This window comes from Pseudomonas kairouanensis, assembly GCF_004682055.1.
GTDB lineage: Bacteria > Pseudomonadota > Gammaproteobacteria > Pseudomonadales > Pseudomonadaceae > Aquipseudomonas > Aquipseudomonas kairouanensis.
Map to the genome: position 1 here is coordinate 55413 of NZ_QUZU01000030.1, position 17965 is coordinate 73377.

The window sequence follows — 17965 nt, forward strand, 5'->3', positions numbered from 1 at the left end:
CACTCATGAATATGCATCTGTTACAGCACAGCATTGCTCGCGAGGTCCACTACCTGGCCCAGGCAGAACGCCGGATGGCCTTGCATGTCTGGCGCCCGCAGCGGCCAGAGGGCGCGATTTTGTATTTCCACGGGCTGCAGAGCCATGCCGGTTGGTTGTGGGCCGTGGGCAACGCCTTCGCCAACCTGGGCATCGCCTTCTACGCCCTGGACCGTGAAGGTTGCGGCATCAGCAGCGGCCAGAAACACGGCTTTCCCGATATCAAGACCTTGCACGACGATGCCAGGGCAGCCATCGAGCACATTCGCCAGGAGGTGCCGGAGGAGATTGCGCTGTGCCTGTTCGGGCACTGCCTGGGCGGCTCGGTGCTGGCGGCCATTGCCAGCTGGCCCGAAAGCCAATTGCGCTACGACAACCTGGTGATCTGCTCAGCGTGGCTGGGGAAGATGCATGATCGCCTCAGCGAGCGGGAACGTGCCGGCATCGAGATGGACGACCGCCAAAGCCTGTGGGATTCGGGATTGCTGGCCGAAGACTTTACGGCCGACCCCCACCTGGCCGAATTCATCCGCAATGACGCACTGGCCACCACCCACTTGCGCCATGACGAGCGCAAGAAACTGCTGGCCCTGGAGAAGGCATACCTGGCGGCGGATGCCCAGCCGATCGAGGCACCCAGCCTGTTCATCTGTGCCGACAAAGATCCGCTGGTGGACGTCAGCGCCACCGTGCGTCACTTCCAGCGCCTGTGCAACGACGGCTCGACATTGCTGGTGAACCAGGACAAGCACTACCTGTTTTTCACGCCCGCCATGAATCAAGTCGTGCGCTTTACCGCGGACTTTGTAAAAGCCAACGGGCGCTACGCTTATGACGCAGCCTGAGGCTTACCTCGTCCGCCAACCCATGGCCAGCCCGTTTACCCACGGCGCCCACCGACGGCAAACGTCCGACAGCGTCGTATTGCGGTGGACGCGCGGTGCGCTCACCGGTATCGGCGAGTGCGCGCCGCGCCGGTATGTGACCGGGGAGGATTGCGAAAGCGTGCTGGCCGACCTGGCTCGCATCGACTTCGATCGCCTGGGGCGTACCCTCGCCACCCACGACCCGATCGATCGCGGCCGCAACCTCTACGAACACGGCCTGCCCTGGCTGCCGGAGGACGCCGGCAACAATACGCGGTGCCTGGTGGAAATGGTGGTGCTGGACGCGCTTGCGCACCAGGCCGAACTGCCACTGGCGACCTACCTGCGGCAAGTGACCGACGTTGTTGGCAGGGGCACCTTGCCCGCCCAGGTCAACATTACTCAGGTGCTGGACCTGTCCCAGCCGGTGGCGGCGTTTTTCGAGCAGCGCAACCCCGTGGGGGCGCTGAAGGTCAAGCTCGCTGACGACCCGCGCGCCAACCTGCAACGCCTGGCGTCGATCAGGGCATTGGGGCCGCCGCTGTCACTTTACGTCGACCCCAACATGAGCTGGTCGCCCGAGCAGCTGTTCACCTATCACCGGCAGTTTCGCCCAGTGAATGTCGCGCTGTTCGAAGAACCCTTGCCCAAGGGCAGCTTCGACGACTATCGCCGCGCGCGACTGGATCAGGGTATCGCGATCATGCTCGATGAATCGGTGACCTCGCCGGCCAGCCTGGAGCAGGCTTTCCGGCACCAGGCGCTGGATGCCGTGAACCTGCGCATCGCCAAATGCGCAGGGCTGCTGACCACGATAAAAATGATCGAGCAATGTCGCCTGTGGGAAATGCCGGTGTACCTGGGGGTTCAAGTCGCCGAAGTGGGGCCGCTGATTGCCGCACACCGTGCACTGCTGACGGTTTACGACGGTTTTATCGGCGTGGAGGCCGGGCAGCACGACCGCTTTTTCACCAGCACCCTGATCGACCCCGTGCCCGCCGTCGACCGACAGCACAATGCCATTCACTTGTCGGCGCCGTCCCGGCCCGGCCTGGGCTGCACGCTGACGCCGGATGTAGCGCCCTATCGCTACGAACTCGGTTCAGCCGGCCACTGCCAAACCCCTCTTCGACTGGAGCGCGTGCGATGAAGTACTTTTCCGATCTGCTTGTCGACCTCCTGATCAACCAGGACATCGAATACGTGTGCTTCAACCCTGGCGCGTCGTTTCGCGGCATTCATGATTCACTGGTGCATCACCCTGACCCTGCGGTGCCGGCGATTCTGATGTGCTGCCACGAAGAAATATCCGTGGCGATTGCCCACGGCTATTACAAAGCCAGCGGCAAGCACATGGCGGTGCTGGTACACGCCAACATCGGCCTGCAGCATGCCAGCATGGCCATTTTCAACGCCTGGTGCGATCGGGTGCCGCTGCTGGTACTGGGCGGCAACGGCCCCCTTGACGCGGCATTGCGCCGCCCGTGGATCGACTGGATCCACACCTCCCAGGCCATCGACAAACTGCTCAGTGGCTACACCAAGTGGACCGATATGCCGATCTCCCAGGCTGCGACGCTGGAGTCGGTCCAGCGCGCCCTGAAACTCTGCGCCGCCGAACCCCATGCGCCCTGCTACATCGCCATCGACAGCGCAGTACAGGAAGAGCCACTGACCGACGGACTTGCCCTGCCCGCCGGCCCACTGCCCAAGGAACGCCTGCCGGCACTGGATGACCAGCAACTGACGGTATTGGTCGAGCGCTTGCTGGCCGCGCGACATCCGGTGATCGCCGTTGACTACGCCGGTTTGAATGACGAGCAGGCCGAGGGGCTGTTGCAGCTGGCGACAGACACCGGGGCCGCGATCATTTCGCGCAACGGTCGCTACAACGTGCCCAATACTCACCCACTGGTGTTCCAGGACCACGATGCGCACCTTCTGGGCGAGTGCGATTTCCTGTTGGCGCTGGAGGTCCAGGACCTTTACGGCCTGCTCGCCAACTCCGGTCAAGCACCCCACGCAGGGTTGTATATCGCCACCCTCGGCACCCACTCCCTGCTGATCAGCAGTTGGGTGGCGGACAGCCAGAAACTGGTCAACGCCGACCTGTCATTGAATGCCAACGTGGTCGCCTCCATCGCGCGAATCCAGCACGCCGTGAGGGAGCGCACCCGCAGCGTGTCGGCCGAGGTGAGTGAGCGCCTTGAACGCATCGCCCAGCACAAGCGGGCACGCAACCAGGCGTTGCTGGCACAGGTGTCGCAGCCGGCGCAGGGCCTGACGATTGCCCAGGCACTGATCGCCATTCACGAGGCCATCGGTCAGCGCCCCTGGGTGCTGACCAACACCGGCAGCGTGACCATTGACACCCTGGTCCGCCAACTCTGGCCCATCGACCGTAGCGAGGCCTATATCGGCATGAGTGGCGGCGCGGGGCTCGGCTATGGGCTGGGAGCAGCCATCGGTGGCGCACTGGCCCACAAGGGCACCGACCGCTTGTGCATCAACCTGCAATCGGATGGCGACCTGCTCTACACCCCGAGCGCGCTATGGACCCTGGCGGCCTACGACATTCCGCTGCTGGTGCTGGTGATCAACAACCGGCTCTACCTTAATTCCAAGCAGCATGCCGAACGGATCGCCGACTTGCGTCAGCGTCCGCAGGACCTGTCCAATCTGGCGACCAGCTTCCTCGAACACGAGGTGGACTTCGTCGCACTGGCAAACAGTTTTGACCTCTACTCCCCCGGCAGCGCCGACACACCGGCGACGATCCAGGAAAAAATCAGCGAGTGCCTGGCCTACATGGCCGCCCACGGCAAACCTGCCCTGCTTGAAATCAAGACACTCTAGGAGCTTCCCATGTCGATTATTTTCGAGTGTGAACGGGACGGCCAGCGCTATGTCAGCGGTGCGCCCGATGCTGGACGCTACACCCTCTTTGCGGTCCCGAGCCTGTATGAGGTGCTTCAGGCAACAGCAGGCGAGAACCCGCTGGATTACCTGCGCCAGCAGGCCCTGGCGCCGATCACCGCCACAGACCTGTCGGGCTTTGAGTTGCTGCCTTGCCTGCTGCCCCCCGACCCACGCAAAGGCATGGTGTGCGGTTTCGGCCTGACCCATCAGAGCAAGGTGGCCACGCCACCGGAAAAGGATGAGCGCCCGGCCTTTTTCATCAAGGGGTTTGCCGACAGCCTCAAGCGCAGCGGCGACATCCTGCGCATGAGCCGAGGCGCACTCTCGGCGTGCGAGGAAGCGGAAGTGGTGGCGCTGTTTCTGGTGGCGGAAAACGGCACGGCCAATTACGTCGGCTACACCTTCGGCAACGACCTCACCGACATTGCCCTGGCCAAGTCCAAGCGCAACTACCTGGCGTACGCAAAACTTCAGCAAAGCGCGATTTCCCACCTGCTTTACTGGCGGCCGTTGCCCGAGCTGATTCAAGGCCGAACGTCTATCTATCGAGAAGGCGACCTGCACTGGGAACAAGGCTTTCGCACCGGCCTGTCGTGCCTGTGCTACGACGCCAACGACCTGTTCGATACCCTGTGGGAGCACCCCTCCCTGCGCCTGCCCGGCACCCTGATCTATGTGTACCTGGGCGCTGATCGCAACAGCGCCGACTACGGCATCCACCTCAGCCATGGCGATACAGTGGTCTGCGATTTTGACAGCGGCCCCCGGCTGAGCAACCTGATCGAGTGGGAGCACGCCCATGTATAAGCGCATCGTTTTGCTCAAGACCCATGACAAAGCCGCCCTGTCCACGCTGCTTGAAGAACTGCACGGCTTCCCTGGGCAGATACCCGGCCTGGTTTCGGTGCAGGTCATCGCCGACGCTGGCGACCGCTCGCTGGGGTTTGACCTGGGCTTCATCCTCACCTTCACCGATGAATCAGTCCTGCCAGGCTGGCGCGCCCACCCCTTGCATGTGGGGTTCCGCCCGCGGTTGCGCGCACTGTCCCAGATACTGATCTTCGATTACCCCCAAACCGCCCCCTTGCCACAAGAGGAAGACCGCCATGTTCTCGTTTGAGCGCAACACCCAGGTGCTGGTCATCGGCGGCTCGGCCGGCATCGGCTTTGCGATTGCTGAGCTGTTTCATCGACAGGGCGCCAGCGTCACGCTGGCCGGACGCAGTGCCGAACGCTTGCGCCAAGCGGCGCACGACATCGGCGCTGACGTGAACACCGCTCAACTGGACGTGACCCGCCCGGTCGAACTCGAACAGTTTTTTGCACAGCCCACGCACTGGCACCACATCGTGGTCAGCGCCGCCTCCTTGACGTTCGGCCCCCTGCGCACGGTGGCCCTGGAAGATGCACAACGGATATTCGACAGCAAGTTCTGGGCGGCCTACCACATCGCCCGGCTTGCGCGCTTCGCCGAAGGCGGCTCGCTGACCCTGATCTCCGGGCGCTTCGCCCAGCGCGCCGGGCCACACACCGCACTGATCAGCGCGGTCAACGCGTGCGTGGAAGGGTTCGCACGCGGGCTGGCCAGCGAGCTGTCGCCCGTACGAGTCAACGTGCTGTCCCCCGGTTTTGTCGACACCGGCCTGCACCCGCAAGCACTGGTCGAGAAAATGAACCAACGCAGCCAAGCGCTGCCGGTCAAGCGCGTCGCACGCCCCGCCGACATCGCCTCCGCCGCCCTCTTGCTGGCGACGAATGCGATGATCAGCGGGACAGTACTGGCCGTGGATGGCGGCGATACCGTGACCTTCACTTAAATAGCTGCCAACCCCGAGGCAAGGTGCCGTGCCCGCACTGATATAGACTGTTCTACATCACCAATGCTACGGTCCTTGCCTCTACCTGGTTTACTGACTTGGAGCCCTGAGTTGTCTGTATCGAAGAAACAACATGTCGTGGACACTGCTACTGCACTGTTCTCCCAGTACGGCTTCCACCCCGTGGGTGTTGATTGGATCATCGAAGCTTCAGGGATCGCCAGGATGACGATGTACCGCAATTTCAACGGCAAAGAGGACTTGGTGAAAACCGTATTGACCCAGCGCTCCGATCATCTGATCGAGCAGTTGAAAATACGCACCGAGGAAAAGCCCAGCCTGGATGAAAAGATCATGGCGATCTTCGATTGGCGCGGGCAATGGTTCTGCTCCACCAGCTTCGCCGGCTGCCTGTTTGGCCGGGCGGTAGCCGAGTTCCCGGACCAGTCGGATATCCGTGAGATCGCCCTTGATTACAAGCGCAAGATGCAAGCGCTCATAGAAGACGTGATCGCTCGCCACCACACCCCCGAAACCGCAGCGACGCTTGCTATCTACATCATGATGTTGCTGGACGGCGCTACGGTAAATGCGCAGGCCTTTGGCGAGGGGTCTTACGCCAGTGACGCGTGCGATGCTGCGCTGATGTTGCTGCGGTTCAATGTGGGCAAGCAGATTCGGTGAGAGGCGCGAGTGGCGTCTTTAGCCAGGAATATAGCAGTTTGTGCATGCCTGGGCGGTCACCCCGATTTGGCAGCCACGACAACGTGACCTAGCCGGGCGTAGACCATTGACCGCATACAAAAAGCCCCGCTAGTGCGGGGCTTTTTGTATAAATCCTGGCGGGAAATCAGAGATTTCGAACACGCCCTAACATGAAATCATTATCGGGCTTGGCGAAGCACAAGCTCCGACAGACGAGTCTTCACCCGGAAGCAGAACTCACGAATCTGAAATTGATAAGCGGGCATCACCATGTAGTTCAAATCCGGACCCAATGAGTCTTTAACTTCCATGTACTTGGCAGTCTTGGCAGCAATGGCCTGGTATTGCGCCTCGTATTTAGCGTAAGACGCCTTGTTGTAAATCTTCAAAACATCCAGCTCTTTACGGCATTGCTCAGCGCGATTCTGGTTCAAGTCTGTGTCTGACTCGGACTGAGCGGCCTCTGGAGCGGCATGGGCCGGGGCGCTGGCAGCAGGTGCAGCCTCATAGCGCACAGTCCAATTTTCGGGTTTCGACGGTGCGACCTCAGGAGGAGCTTCCTGGACGACGGCAGGAGGTGGAGCCACGTTAGGTTTTTCTGGCGTTTTCGTCGCGCATCCCGAAAGGGCAAGTCCAACCACTACAACGATGCCACACATTTTATCCATCGGTTCCACCAAGAAGTAATTACGGTTGGCTGAGTCGTTAGGTTCTGGGTAAAAGTCAAAACTCATTCGATGATCGAGTGAACATTTTCTACCAGCCTCAAGGAGCTCAACCTCTCTTCCTTGAGTGCGCAGACGGACGATAATAGTAAAAAAACAAAAAGATGACGAGTAAAAGCTCGTTAGTGCGGCCACCAACCCCTCTGAAAAACGAAGTTTCGGTTGCCCTGCAAAAAACCGAACTTCGTTTCTCGAACCCCAGAAACACAAAAGCCCCGCAATCGCGGGGCTTTCGTTTGAATCTTGGCGGGAAACCAGGGATTCGAACCCTGAGAACGCTATTAACGTTCGCCGGTTTTCAAGACTGGCGATTTAGTAATACAAAACAATGACTTAGACAAACATCATTTCCACACCAAAGCATTTCTGACCGGTCTGAAAGCCGCGTAGATCAAGGGGTGCATATTGAGTTGCGGAAATGATTTTACCCTCCCCCGGCGTCCTGCCGACGAACATCCCTCCCAAATCTGAGACACCCCATCGACCTGGTCGCCGGTCAGCGCGACCACCTGTTCATGGAGAATCATCGGTTGCTCGGCGAACTGTCGGCATTCGTGGCAACGGATGACCGCCAAACAAGAGCGGACGCACCGTAACAGGCAGGCACCCGCAGTTACCTGGCGTGGTATCCTCGCGCCAATTATTTCAAAAAGCGTACATTTACGACACATTTCGAGAGGCAAAGGAACCGTGCCCAAACCAATCAGGCTGGCTGGAAAAACATTTGAAGCGAGCAGCACAGGTTCTACCAGCACCGCAGAGAGACTGGAGTCTCTTACGTTTCTGCGCTTTATAGCAGCAGTTGTTGTTGTTATTTTCCACTACGGGTCCGGAACATCTATATACGCAAGTTTGCCAACAATATTGAATTGCGGCCCGATCATGGTCACTTTCTTTTTTGTTCTTTCTGGGTTCGTTCTGGCGATATCAAATACAAAGAAAAACATTTCCATATCGCAGTTTTACGTAAACAGAATAGCCCGAATTTTGCCGATATACCTAATAGCCTTGATAGCTTATGTGATAATATCAGGGAATTCATTTAACGGCAGATTCCTTATATCTGCCTCCCTTATTCAATCATGGCTCCCTAAGTACGCAACATCTTTAAATTACCCAGGCTGGTCAGTTTCGGTAGAAATATTCTTCTATGCAATTTGCCCACTGCTGATTCTAATGGCTGATTCAAAGAAAAATATAAGCCTAAAGGCCTGGTTTGCATCGGCAGTGTTTTTTTGGTTTGTAAGCCAAGTCATCCTTAGCCATTTCAGCCGCACAAATAGTGGGCCAGGAACAGCCACTCACTCCCTCATTAACTACTTCCCTCCCGCGCACCTGTGCAGCTTTGTACTAGGATTTACCGCAGGACTATTCTTCAAGTCAGGATTTTTGCGAAAGGTAATTGGCGAAAAAACCTCTTTGGTTATCAGTGTTTTACTATTTGCTGCTATTGGCAAAGTAATAGACTACGGCCCCGTAATAGATAATACAACAGGCGTACATGCAGCATATGCAAGCAGCTTCACTGCAATCCTTTTCACGCCTGCGATATACTTTTGCGCAATTGCAAACAATTTGTTAAAAAAGGCAGCCCTCATGCCAGCACTTGTAGTGCTTGGGGAGTCGAGCTACTCGCTTTACATACTGCAAGAGCCAGCTCACCTTGCCTTTCAGATGATCCCTGCCCAGTTAACATTCGAATCTGCCACGATTAATTTTTCAGTTTTCGTAATACTTCTAATCGCATTATCTATAGCCTCATACTTTCTAATCGAGAAACCGTGCTCAAAAGCAATAAAAGAGTTTTACGCCAAGCGCATAAAGCCCTCATCTGTCCACAGTAAAGCTGTGGCTTAAAGTCATATCAGTCATTGACGTATGGAATCAAAGCTACGCTCACAGGCCAGCCCAGCTATTCGTGCCCGGTCATACGCAGCCGCCAGCTCTCCCGCTCTTTTGTCAGCCCGCTGGAGCAGGTCGGAGAGCACCATTGCGGCGCGGGTGGCTGACGCGCCTCGCTGGGTAGCTCCGGAATCGCCGGGGCAGGTACTGGCGGCAAACTTGTCGGCTTCGACGTGCAGGCGGTCGCCAGCAGCATCAGCAGTGCCAGCATCCACAGCCGCAGCTTTGTTCTGTTCTCGCGCATCGCTTGCTTCCTTATTCACGGACGCCTGACGGCGCTGTTCTTCTTCGCGGGCAGCGTTGCCAGCCTCGGTTATCGCGAGCGCCTGGTCTCGTTCGATATCGGCCAGCTGCTTACCGTAGCGCCAGTCCTGAACCTGCCAGGTGCCACCGACGGCGATGGCCATCGCCAACAGGATCGAGACCAGGATCTGCCAGGGCGTCACGCCAACACCTTGAGGGCTTTGTCGTACAGCGCCTTTCGATCTTCGGCGCCGTTCGGTACACGCCCTTGCTGGCCGGTGTTGATGATGCTACCGATGTCCTGGAATGCGCCGGCGTCTGCCAGGTCGCTCAGGCCACGGGCGTCCCAGTAGTGCGCCGCCGACATCACCGCCCAATCCGCCTGCTCCAGCAACTCAGGCTGATTCAGCAGGTCCAGTTGCAAGGCAGTACCGGCCGCGATGTAGTTCGACTTGCCCGTCACCTGAATCAGGCCGCGCCCGCGATACTTCCAGCCGTCACCGGTTACCGGTGAGCCGTTGCCCATGCGGGAGGCGTAGACGTTGTTCGCGATCTGCTCGGGCTTGCCGGCCAGGCTCAGCGCTAACGCATTGGGCTTGTTGCGCAAGCGGCCCTTCACGTCAACTTTCAGGTAGCCGCCCTTCCCGTCTGGCTCCGCGTATCGGCTCGACCAACTGTTCGCCAGCCCATCGGCGCTGTAGTTCAGGTTTTCCACCAGGCTTTTCAGTTGGCCCGACTCATGCCCGACCTGAGCAAGGAAAGCGGCTTGGCGCTTCGGCGTATCAATCTTGAATCGAAGCATCGCCCGGATGAGCGAAGGCACAAAAATGCCGGCTCGTGGGCCGGCGTTCGGGAGGATCTGCAGCAACTGCTGCTCGGTGATAGGCATACTTTTCTCCAGGCAATAAAAAAACCGCTCATGGCGGCTAGTTGAATTAAAACGTTCAGTCAGGAAATTGGCTTTGCAAATACCACAGGCGTATACAGCGAAGTTTGGATATCAACACCTACGACCTGCATCACCAATTTGTTATTCGCATAATCCCAAACGGCGTACATATTTCCTTGTCGCGACGTGCTACCTGCAATATCCATCGCAATATTATTAAGCAGCATGAAATCACCAGTATCCAGCGGAGAGTATGCCGTCCAACTAAGCCTGGATGTGCCTTGCCCGGTAGAAGACGATCCTAGGTAACCCCACCCTGTAATAGTTCTTGTAAACTGTGCTGCTGGAGTTCCGCTATCAAACAAGAGTTTGGAATTTGCGTCCCATATGCGGAATCCGAAGCTTGCCGTGGGATAAGATTGAAACGCCGCGACAAACCAGGTACCAGAGGTGCCGTTACCGCTGATCCCCCTGAACGAAAATCCTGTCCAGTTACCAGAAGACCCAGTGATAACGCAGAAGCATAGGGTGTTTGATTGTCCCAGCCTCACGAACACGAGCGGAGGCTCGGCTGTGGTTATGACCCTTGAAAAGGGGACAAAAACTCCAGATCCATTTCCGCTCCAGGTGCCCTTATCCAAAGCCACAAGTCTGGAAAACTCAGAGTCAAGGATCACGACATCATTGTTATTCGTAAACTCAACCCCATAGTCCATTATCTGTACCTCATTACCAAAAGCCTCTGAACAGCAATTCCGAGCGGACCTGAGTTAGTACTTGGCTGACCAAAATACAGAGTCACCCCACCATTCCCAACAATCGGTGTGTATTGAATGCCCCGATAATCTTGTGCGTCAGTGGGATATGCGCCAACAGGAATGCACACGGCCGAATGCGTTGCCGGTGTAACTCCTGCGATAGGTATGAATATCGAACGACTCGGAATCGCTGCTGTTTTTTGAGCGAGTGCTGAGTAAACAACCCTTACCGTGAATGAGTTCTCATCTAACTCAAGAGCACCAGTTGGCCCCCATACTCTTACGCCGTAGTTCATGCAGAAAGATCCCCCCACTGATAGCGCTTGGTGTCAGCCTCATCAAAGACCTTGCCGCCACGGTTATTGATGGTCTGGCGCCCCCCTACGCCTACGGTGCTGTTCAACTCGAACTCGCCGGTGACGAAGTTGATCATCAGCCCGGTCTTCCCTGGCACGTAGTTCTTCGACTGGATGCTTTCGGTCAGCTTTGCCACACCAATCGACAAATCGCGGATGAAGGCCGTGTCGATGTACGCCGCGTTGTCTTGCACCACGAATGGGTAAAAGACGTCCGTAGTGTTTGGGTCAATGATCGCGAAACGGCTTGCAGCGATCAGCACCTGGCTGGTGATGATCCCTTCGTTGTTCTCCACGCCTACCCCGATGCCTGCCAAATAAGGCTTCCCGTCGACGGTGAGTTGGGTCTTGATGCTGTACATCGCCGCCAATTCCGTCTTGAGCGCCTCGATCTCAATTTGGGCGCCGCCCCCAGAGTCGATCTTTTCCAGCAGGTGTTGGCTGAGCTGCGTCTCTGAAATCTGGTCGGTGAGGTAATCCAGGATGGGACCTGCATCCGAAGACGACTGGCCGTCAACCGGGCCGAAAAACGCCCCCATGTTCCCGATGCGATCCACCAGGCGCGCCCAGAAGAAGAACCGCTTGCCAGCGGCCAGGCCCATGATCGTCAGGTCAGTCTGTGGGTTTGCGTAATCGCCGAATTTGACCGCTGTGGCGATATCGGTGCTCTCGCTGTACCAGATCTCGGTCCGCTGCAGGTCCGCAGTGCTGAGGTCTTGGGGAATAGACCACTGCAATTTGATACCGAACACAATCGACTGTGCAGTAAAGGACGATACGACCGGCGGCGGCGTGGTTTTGCCGTTCAGCACGGTTTCAGCCGAAGTGGCGAACACCGAACCGATGTCGAGCGAGTTGATCGCCCGCACCTTGGCCACGTAGCGCCCGGCGTAGATTCCGCTCACATCGACCGATGTGGTGCCGGTGCGACCCTGGTAGATCCAGTCGCCATCGTTCTTGCGCCAATACACCTCGTAGGCGATTGCCGAATCCGGCTTCTCCCACTGAATCGTCATGACACTGATGGCGCTGCCCTGATCGACGAAGTGGTCATTGCTGACTGTCACGTTGATCGGCAGCGGCTGCGCGCTCGGCGGGATCACCGTCACCGGCGGCTGCTCGATGCGGCTCCCGTTGTCGATTGCGCTGTACTTGCTGGAGTTGTGGCGAACCGCGCTGGTGGTGAACTTGATCTCCGTATCGGAGGAATCCTCAAGCACAGACATGACGCGGAACTGCTGCACGGCCAGGGTCGCAGAGTCGATGGCCCACATCGAGTGCGTGGGCGGCAAGTCGGCCAGCGGTTCTGCTAACACGATCTGTTGCACGTCCGACGGGAAGCCCGTGGTGTCCATGGTGATGTCGCCGTTATCCCAGGTAATACCGGTGCTGTCCCAAGTCAGCGGGTAGCCCACGGACTTCACCGCGCGGGAGATGGCCTTTCCGTTCGGCATGATCAGCGTGATGGTGTCGCCCGGGTAAGCAGTCACATCGGCATCGAGCACCAGGGTGTCAAGCGTTGACGAGCGCAAGCGCCCGCCAATACGGCGACCTGCCCGGTCGTTGTCTGCGATGCGGATAATCTGCCCTGGCCGCGCAAGAGTCCCGTCCAGGCCCACGGAGAAGCCCACGCTCTCGGTTTCCAGGCGATTTGTGAGCAGCGCCCATTTACCAACCCGCTGGGCCTGAGCCTGGGACGTGCATCCGGTAGCAGTAATCTCGGTCTGCTGAATGCCGTAGCGGCTGATCCCAGCTTGGTCGTCTACGTACTCGACCTTCTGCCGGTAGAAGTCTGCCGGGTCGTTCCAGCTCACCAGGGCGACGGTGTACCGTGTCTTTTTCGCTGAGCCGAAGTAGCCAAATTTGCCGTCGATAACGTTGGCATTTGAATAGGTGTAAACCGGATCCTCTGGCATGTCGCAAATAGCGGTAACCGAACCAGCAGCCCAGTACGCCATCCCACGGAATGTCGTGGACAGATCCTGCAGCACGCGCAAGGCATCGGCGCGTACGGAGAGGTAGAGGTTGCAGGTGAAGCGTGGGTGAGTACCGCCCTTGCCGTCCGGCACCATCTGATCACAGTACTGGCTGATCCGGTACAGCTCCCACTTATCGACCTGGCCAGCATTCAGCAGGTGGCCCAGGCCGTAGCGGTAATGCAGCAGCAGGTCGTAGAAGATCCAGGCCGGGTTATCGGTCCAGGCGTTTTTGAAACTGCCATCCCAAACGCCTGCGTAGGTCCTGGTTGCAGGATCGTAGTTGCTCGGGACGCGGATTATCCGGCCGTAAAGATCGAACGCCCTAGTCGGGATAGACTGAAATTGCGAAGCATCGAACCGCAACCCGATGATCGCAGAGCCCGGATAGCGCAGCTTTGCGTCGATGATCTCCGTGACCGCTTCGATAGTTGTAGTATCTGCAATTGCGGCGCTGGTTGCGTTTGGCGTCACCCTGACCACACGCATCTGCCACCCGCTGTTGGCAGGAGGCAGGTCGACCCGATGGGAGCGCTCGTACTTGGTAGAGGTTTTCCCGCTGAAGGCCGAATCAACCATAGGCACGTATGGGCCACCATCCGTAGAAAGCTCGATCCGGTACTGCACGGTATAACCGTTGGTGTCGCCATTTGTGGTGTTTGTCTGGGCCAGGCGTGGCACCGAAATGCGAACGCGCACAGCGGAAAGCTGCAGATTGCTCACCGCCCTAACCCACGGCTGATCGTAGCGGAGCTCAACACCGACAGCGATCTCGCTCTCGACTGACGGGAAGCCTGGAATATGCAACTGGTCCTGACTGCCAGTGCGAACATCGAGGGTCACCCCGCTGAAATTCCGCGTGCTATCTGCGTTCGCAATCGGAGTTTCGCCAAGAAAAGCAGAGCGCTCACCATCCACCAACCCACCGATATCACCCTCGCTCACAAGATCAAGGATTTGCGCAAAGGCGATGCCCTGCAGGTTGTCCGGCGCCTCAACGGACGGGCGCGGCTTATCCTCGCCACCTTTGCTGCCGGCGATACCGGGCTGGAGATGGGTCTGGGCCGCACGGTGAACGTGGCGAAGAACCACAGCCCGCAGGCGATCAGCATGCACACCATGAACCACCCCGGCGCACAGCACTTCACCACCGACGTGTTCGAGGGTGATCCGGATACCGAGTGCGGCGGCAAGGCCGTGGGCTGGTTCCACATGTCGCCGGACTGCACGCATCACTCCCAGGCAGCCGGCGGCCAGCCGCGCAAGCGCGAAATCCGCAACCTGTCGTGGATAGGCCTCAAGTGGGCAGGCATGAAGCGGCCCCGGGTGATCAGCCTGGAGAACGTGAAGCAGATTCTGCAATGGGGCCGGTTGATCGCCAAGCGCGACAAGGCCACCGGCCGGGTGGTGACCCTGGACCAGGTGCCGCACCCGACCAAGAAGGGGAAGACCACCAACCGCGTGGCGGACCCAGGCGAGCAAGTGCCGGTGTCGAACCAGTTCTTGGTGCCTGACCCGAAACAGCGCGGCCGCACCTGGCGACGCTTCGTGGCCCTGCTGGAAGGCATGGGCTATGTGGTGGAGTGGAAGGTGATCAAGGCGTGCGACTTCGGCGCGCCGACCAGCCGGGAGCGCCTGTTCATGATCGCCCGGTGCGATGGACGCCCGGTGGTGTGGCCTGAGCCAACCCACGCTAAGAACCCGGTCAAGGGTCAGCAGAAGTGGAAGACCGCTGCTGACTGCATCGATTTCACCGACTTGGGCAAAAGCATCTTCGGGCGCAAGAAAGACCTGGCCGACGCCACCCTACGCCGGGTTGCCATCTACAAGGGGCCAAGGCCATGAAACAGCATCGCGTTTTGATCGGCGACTGCATTGAGTCGATGCGGACGCTGCAGGACCAGTCGATAAACACCTGTGTCACGTCACCGCCCTACTTCGGGCTGCGTGACTATGGTATGGCCGGACAGATAGGCCTTGAGGAAACACCTGCAGAATTTGTCTCTCGACTGGTCGATGTATTCCGCGAGGTGAAGAGGGTTCTGCGCGACGATGGCACCCTTTGGCTAAACCTCGGGGATAGCTACTGCTCAACGGCCCCAGGGACGAAGAACGCCCCGCAGTCGAAGGGAAGCGCAAAAAATCCTGAGCAATGGGCTAACGCCAGGCCAAAAACTCCGCCAGGCCTAAAGCCTAAAGACCTGATAGGAATACCTTGGCTTGTCGCCTTTGCGCTGCAGGCAGATGGCTGGTTCTTGCGCCAAGACATTATTTGGCAGAAACCAAACCCGATGCCGGAAAGCGTTACCGACCGCTGCACAAAATCTCACGAATACATATTTCTATTGAGCAAATCGCAGCGTTATCACTTCGACCATGTCGCGATTAAGGAGGAAGCAATCGGAGGTCAAACTGGCAACGCGACTACTTTTAAGAGAGAGGGGAGCAAGCGCGAGAAGTCCATTCCAGGTCACGCATACGGGACACATCGGCCTGATCGGAAAGAAGCGCATTACAGCGGTGAGAAGCGTAACCGCCGCAGCGTCTGGTCCGTCGCGACAAGGCCATTCAAAGGTGCCCACTTCGCCACCTTTCCGACCGACTTAATACGCCCATGCATACTTGCTGGAGCTCCAGTCGGCGGTGTAGTGCTTGATCCTTTCGGGGGTGCCGGCACTACGGCGGTGGTCGCGATGCAGGAAGGTCGCAAATCGATCTTGTGCGAACTGAACCCTGAATACGCAGCAATGGCTGAGCGCCGGATAGCAGCATCGTGGCTCGACGGCTCAGCTCAAATGGATGTATTCCAAGATACCGCGCAACACCCAGCAGCCTAACCCCAATCCCCCTACATGCCTGCCGGTGAGCGGCGACTTACTTATCCCGCTTCTGCCAGCCAATCACCATGAACACCAAACCAGGTATCAAAAACCCCGGCGCTACATAGGCCAATGTCCCGCTCACCAGCAGTCCAGTAAGCCCGAAAACAAATCCGCAAATCGTAAGCGGCAGTCCCACTACGAATATCGGCTGCTTGAACGCCTTATCCATCGTTCGATTCCATTCAAGAATTTTTCCTATTAAACCACATGTGCCTGCCGGTGAGCGGCGGGCCACCTTCTGCCGCCCGGAGCGGCAAGGACACCACCATGGAAATGCAGAGCGAAACCCTTGCCGAGGAAGAGATCGCGGCAATCACCGGCTACATGATCCCGTCCGGCCAGATCGCATGGCTCAACCGAAACGGCTGGAGATACGTGCTGACCCGAGCCAGGCGCCCAGTAGTGGGCCGCGTATATGCCCGCATGAAACTGGCAGGCGTGAAACCATCAGCAGAAAACGTCGCGGCCGAGGCCTGGTCGCTGGATTTGTCACGGGTAGGATGAAGAAATGCGAGCGAAAAAGGCGGCAAACAGGGATCTGCCGCCGCGAATGATTCGGCGTGTGCGCACGCTGAAAGGCGGTAAAGAGTGGGTTGGGTACTACTACGACGGGAGGAATGAAGACGGGAAGCGGGTGGAAATCCCGCTCGGGGGTGACTTGGATATCGCCAAGGCTGAATGGGCAAAGCTCGACTGCAAGCCAGTACCCAAGAAGAACGCGCCGCTGGGCCAGGTGTTTGATTGGTATGAACGGGAGATCATCCCGGGCAAGGCGCCCAAGACGCAAAGCGACAATCTGCTGAGCCTGAAACAGCTGCGCAAGGCTTTCACCGATGCGCCCATCGAGGCGGTGACGCCACAGATCATCGCGCAGTACCGGGACAGCCGGACTGCCAAGGTGCGGGCAAACCGGGAAATATCCCTGTTGTCGCACATCTATAACATTGCACGCGAGTGGGGAGTCACCGAAAACAACCCCGCCGCCGGCGTGCGCAAGAATAAAGAGGCGCCGAGGGACTTCTACGCAAGCGAGGAAATATGGAGCGCCGTTTACGCGGTGGCCATCTCGGAGTTGCGCGACGCGATGGACCTAGCCTACCTGACCGCGCAGCGCCCCGCCGACACGCTGTCGATGCGTGAGGCAGACGCGGTTAACGAGTTCCTGCAGGTATCCCAGGGCAAGACGAACAAAAAGCTGCGTATTCGCCTGACGGCATCAGGGGTGCTGAATGACCTAGGCGCGCTGGTAGAGCGGCTGATCGAACAGCGGCGTGCCCGTGGGGTGCGAAATCCGTACCTGATCATCACCGAGGACGGCAGGCAGGTGACCAAGCCAATGCTTCGGCTGCGCTTTGACGACGCGCGCGACAAGGCAATTGCGAAAGCCAAGGAGAATGGAGACGGCGTGCTTGCGGCCAGCATCCGCAACTTCCAGTTCCGCGACATCCGCCCTAAAGCGGCCAGCGAAATCTTGGACCTGGGCGATGCCAGCCGCCTTCTGGGGCACACGGATAAGCGCATCACAGAGACTGTTTACAGACGTGTCGGCGAGATCGTAAAGCCAACTCGCTGATCACGAATCCAAAGGAGTTGCGGAAAGCGCTCGAAATGATGCGGAAACGACACGAGGCCGAGACCAGCCAATTCTTGGATACCAGAAACACAAAAGCCCCGCAATCGCGGGGCTTTCGTTTGAATCTTGGCGGGAAACCAGGGATTCGAACCCTGGGAACGCTATTAACGTTCGCCGGTTTTCAAGACCGGTGCATTCAACCACTCTGCCAATTTCCCTTGTGCATCACAGGATTAGAATAGCTCATCCTGTCTCAGCGGGCGCCATAATACCCGAATGAAACACACTGTCAAACTCTCGCCATCGCTTGTTACA

17 protein-coding genes, 1 tRNA gene and 1 pseudogene are annotated in these 17965 nt (G+C 58.2%); 12 read left to right on the plus strand and 7 right to left on the minus strand.

Annotation, left to right across the window (positions count from 1 at the left end; translation table 11 throughout):
* Window positions 1-5 precede the first annotated feature (5 nt).
* The 7 genes from DYL59_RS21335 (at window position 6) to DYL59_RS21365 (ending at window position 6325) form a co-directional block, all read left to right on the plus strand.
* Entirely contained in the window at window positions 6-884 is an 879-nt protein-coding gene (locus tag DYL59_RS21335) for an alpha/beta hydrolase (protein ID WP_135290950.1), read from the plus strand.
* Complete coding sequence (locus DYL59_RS21340) at window positions 871-2055, plus strand: enolase C-terminal domain-like protein (protein WP_135290951.1); 1185 nt, start codon at window positions 871-873, stop codon at window positions 2053-2055. Before DYL59_RS21335 ends, DYL59_RS21340 begins: the two co-directional genes overlap by 14 nt.
* On the plus strand, window positions 2052-3761 hold the full coding sequence (locus tag DYL59_RS21345) for a thiamine pyrophosphate-dependent enzyme (protein WP_135290952.1): 1710 nt from the start codon (window positions 2052-2054) through the stop codon (window positions 3759-3761). The genes DYL59_RS21340 and DYL59_RS21345 overlap by 4 nt, the downstream gene beginning before the upstream one ends.
* 9 nt (window positions 3762-3770) lie before the next feature.
* A complete protein-coding gene (locus DYL59_RS21350) occupies window positions 3771-4631 on the plus strand; it encodes a sugar transporter (protein ID WP_135290953.1) in 861 nt (286 codons plus the stop codon).
* Window positions 4624-4944 (plus strand): Dabb family protein, encoded by a 321-nt coding sequence (locus DYL59_RS21355; protein ID WP_135290954.1) that lies wholly within the window; start codon window positions 4624-4626, stop codon window positions 4942-4944. Before DYL59_RS21350 ends, DYL59_RS21355 begins: the two co-directional genes overlap by 8 nt.
* Window positions 4931-5641: an SDR family oxidoreductase gene (locus DYL59_RS21360; RefSeq protein WP_135290955.1), complete on the plus strand. Its 711-nt coding sequence runs from the start codon at window positions 4931-4933 to the stop codon at window positions 5639-5641. Before DYL59_RS21355 ends, DYL59_RS21360 begins: the two co-directional genes overlap by 14 nt.
* A 138-nt stretch (window positions 5642-5779) precedes the next feature.
* A complete protein-coding gene (locus DYL59_RS21365; protein ID WP_193557569.1) occupies window positions 5780-6325 on the plus strand; it encodes a TetR/AcrR family transcriptional regulator in 546 nt (181 codons plus the stop codon).
* A 200-nt stretch (window positions 6326-6525) separates the two neighbouring features.
* On the opposite strand, the gene DYL59_RS31770 is transcribed toward DYL59_RS21365, so the two are convergent.
* On the minus strand, window positions 6526-7080 hold the full coding sequence (locus DYL59_RS31770) for a hypothetical protein (RefSeq protein WP_238340750.1): 555 nt from the start codon (window positions 7078-7080) through the stop codon (window positions 6526-6528).
* Window positions 7081-7761: 681 nt separating this feature from the next.
* Here DYL59_RS31770 and DYL59_RS21375 point away from each other — a divergent pair.
* Window positions 7762-8928 carry an acyltransferase family protein gene (locus tag DYL59_RS21375; protein WP_167496703.1) on the plus strand — a complete coding sequence of 389 codons (1167 nt, stop codon included), beginning with the start codon at window positions 7762-7764 and terminating at the stop codon, window positions 8926-8928.
* An 11-nt stretch (window positions 8929-8939) separates the two neighbouring features.
* Here the strand turns inward: DYL59_RS21375 and DYL59_RS21380 are convergent, their stop codons facing one another.
* The 4 genes from DYL59_RS21380 to DYL59_RS21400 form a co-directional block, all read right to left on the minus strand.
* Window positions 8940-9419 carry a DUF2514 domain-containing protein gene (locus DYL59_RS21380; RefSeq protein ID WP_135290958.1) on the minus strand — a complete coding sequence of 160 codons (480 nt, stop codon included), beginning with the start codon at window positions 9417-9419 and terminating at the stop codon, window positions 8940-8942.
* Window positions 9416-10105, minus strand: coding sequence for a glycoside hydrolase family 19 protein (locus DYL59_RS21385; protein ID WP_135290959.1), 690 nt, complete (start codon window positions 10103-10105; stop codon window positions 9416-9418). The genes DYL59_RS21380 and DYL59_RS21385 overlap by 4 nt, the downstream gene beginning before the upstream one ends.
* A gap of 59 nt (window positions 10106-10164) precedes the next feature.
* Window positions 10165-10821 (minus strand): hypothetical protein, encoded by a 657-nt coding sequence (locus DYL59_RS21390; protein ID WP_135290960.1) that lies wholly within the window; start codon window positions 10819-10821, stop codon window positions 10165-10167.
* 334 nt (window positions 10822-11155) lie between these two features.
* The gene (locus DYL59_RS21400) at window positions 11156-14287 is read right to left on the minus strand and encodes a TipJ family phage tail tip protein (protein WP_420359297.1); all 3132 of its coding nucleotides are present in this window, start codon (window positions 14285-14287) and stop codon (window positions 11156-11158) included.
* On the opposite strand from DYL59_RS21400, the pseudogene DYL59_RS21405 reads away from it, so the two are divergent.
* Together DYL59_RS21405 and DYL59_RS21410 are read left to right on the plus strand one after the other, a co-directional pair.
* Window positions 14237-15016 (plus strand): annotated as a pseudogene (locus DYL59_RS21405) (DNA cytosine methyltransferase); the annotation flags it as partial. The gene DYL59_RS21400 and the pseudogene DYL59_RS21405 overlap by 51 nt on opposite strands.
* Window positions 15017-15036: 20 nt before the next feature.
* Window positions 15037-16032: a DNA-methyltransferase gene (locus tag DYL59_RS21410; protein WP_135290962.1), complete on the plus strand. Its 996-nt coding sequence runs from the start codon at window positions 15037-15039 to the stop codon at window positions 16030-16032.
* A gap of 37 nt (window positions 16033-16069) precedes the next feature.
* On the opposite strand, the gene DYL59_RS31425 is transcribed toward DYL59_RS21410, so the two are convergent.
* Window positions 16070-16246, minus strand: coding sequence for a hypothetical protein (locus DYL59_RS31425; RefSeq protein WP_167496704.1), 177 nt, complete (start codon window positions 16244-16246; stop codon window positions 16070-16072).
* A 98-nt stretch (window positions 16247-16344) separates the two neighbouring features.
* On the opposite strand from DYL59_RS31425, the gene DYL59_RS21415 reads away from it, so the two are divergent.
* Both DYL59_RS21415 and DYL59_RS21420 read left to right on the plus strand, forming a co-directional pair.
* Entirely contained in the window at window positions 16345-16581 is a 237-nt protein-coding gene (locus DYL59_RS21415) for a DUF4224 domain-containing protein (protein WP_135290963.1), read from the plus strand.
* 4 nt (window positions 16582-16585) lie between these two features.
* On the plus strand, window positions 16586-17650 hold the full coding sequence (locus tag DYL59_RS21420) for a tyrosine-type recombinase/integrase (RefSeq protein WP_135290964.1): 1065 nt from the start codon (window positions 16586-16588) through the stop codon (window positions 17648-17650).
* A 127-nt stretch (window positions 17651-17777) separates the two neighbouring features.
* Here DYL59_RS21420 and DYL59_RS21425 read toward each other — a convergent pair.
* Window positions 17778-17868 (minus strand) — tRNA-Ser (locus tag DYL59_RS21425).
* Window positions 17869-17965: the final 97 nt, after the last annotated feature.

Coding starts and splice junctions, on each gene's coding strand:
- DYL59_RS21350 (WP_135290953.1), top strand. CDS start 3,771: ATGTCGATTATTTTCGAGTGTGAACGGGACGGCCAGCGCTATGTCAGC.
- DYL59_RS21345 (WP_135290952.1), top strand. CDS start 2,052: ATGAAGTACTTTTCCGATCTGCTTGTCGACCTCCTGATCAACCAGGAC.
- DYL59_RS21420 (WP_135290964.1), top strand. CDS start 16,586: ATGCGAGCGAAAAAGGCGGCAAACAGGGATCTGCCGCCGCGAATGATT.
- DYL59_RS31770 (WP_238340750.1), bottom strand. CDS start 7,080: ATGAGTTTTGACTTTTACCCAGAACCTAACGACTCAGCCAACCGTAAT.
- DYL59_RS21360 (WP_135290955.1), top strand. CDS start 4,931: ATGTTCTCGTTTGAGCGCAACACCCAGGTGCTGGTCATCGGCGGCTCG.
- DYL59_RS21355 (WP_135290954.1), top strand. CDS start 4,624: ATGTATAAGCGCATCGTTTTGCTCAAGACCCATGACAAAGCCGCCCTG.
- DYL59_RS21390 (WP_135290960.1), bottom strand. CDS start 10,821: ATGGACTATGGGGTTGAGTTTACGAATAACAATGATGTCGTGATCCTT.
- DYL59_RS21385 (WP_135290959.1), bottom strand. CDS start 10,105: ATGCCTATCACCGAGCAGCAGTTGCTGCAGATCCTCCCGAACGCCGGC.
- DYL59_RS21410 (WP_135290962.1), top strand. CDS start 15,037: ATGAAACAGCATCGCGTTTTGATCGGCGACTGCATTGAGTCGATGCGG.
- DYL59_RS21335 (WP_135290950.1), top strand. CDS start 6: ATGAATATGCATCTGTTACAGCACAGCATTGCTCGCGAGGTCCACTAC.
- DYL59_RS31425 (WP_167496704.1), bottom strand. CDS start 16,246: ATGGATAAGGCGTTCAAGCAGCCGATATTCGTAGTGGGACTGCCGCTT.
- DYL59_RS21415 (WP_135290963.1), top strand. CDS start 16,345: ATGGAAATGCAGAGCGAAACCCTTGCCGAGGAAGAGATCGCGGCAATC.
- DYL59_RS21340 (WP_135290951.1), top strand. CDS start 871: ATGACGCAGCCTGAGGCTTACCTCGTCCGCCAACCCATGGCCAGCCCG.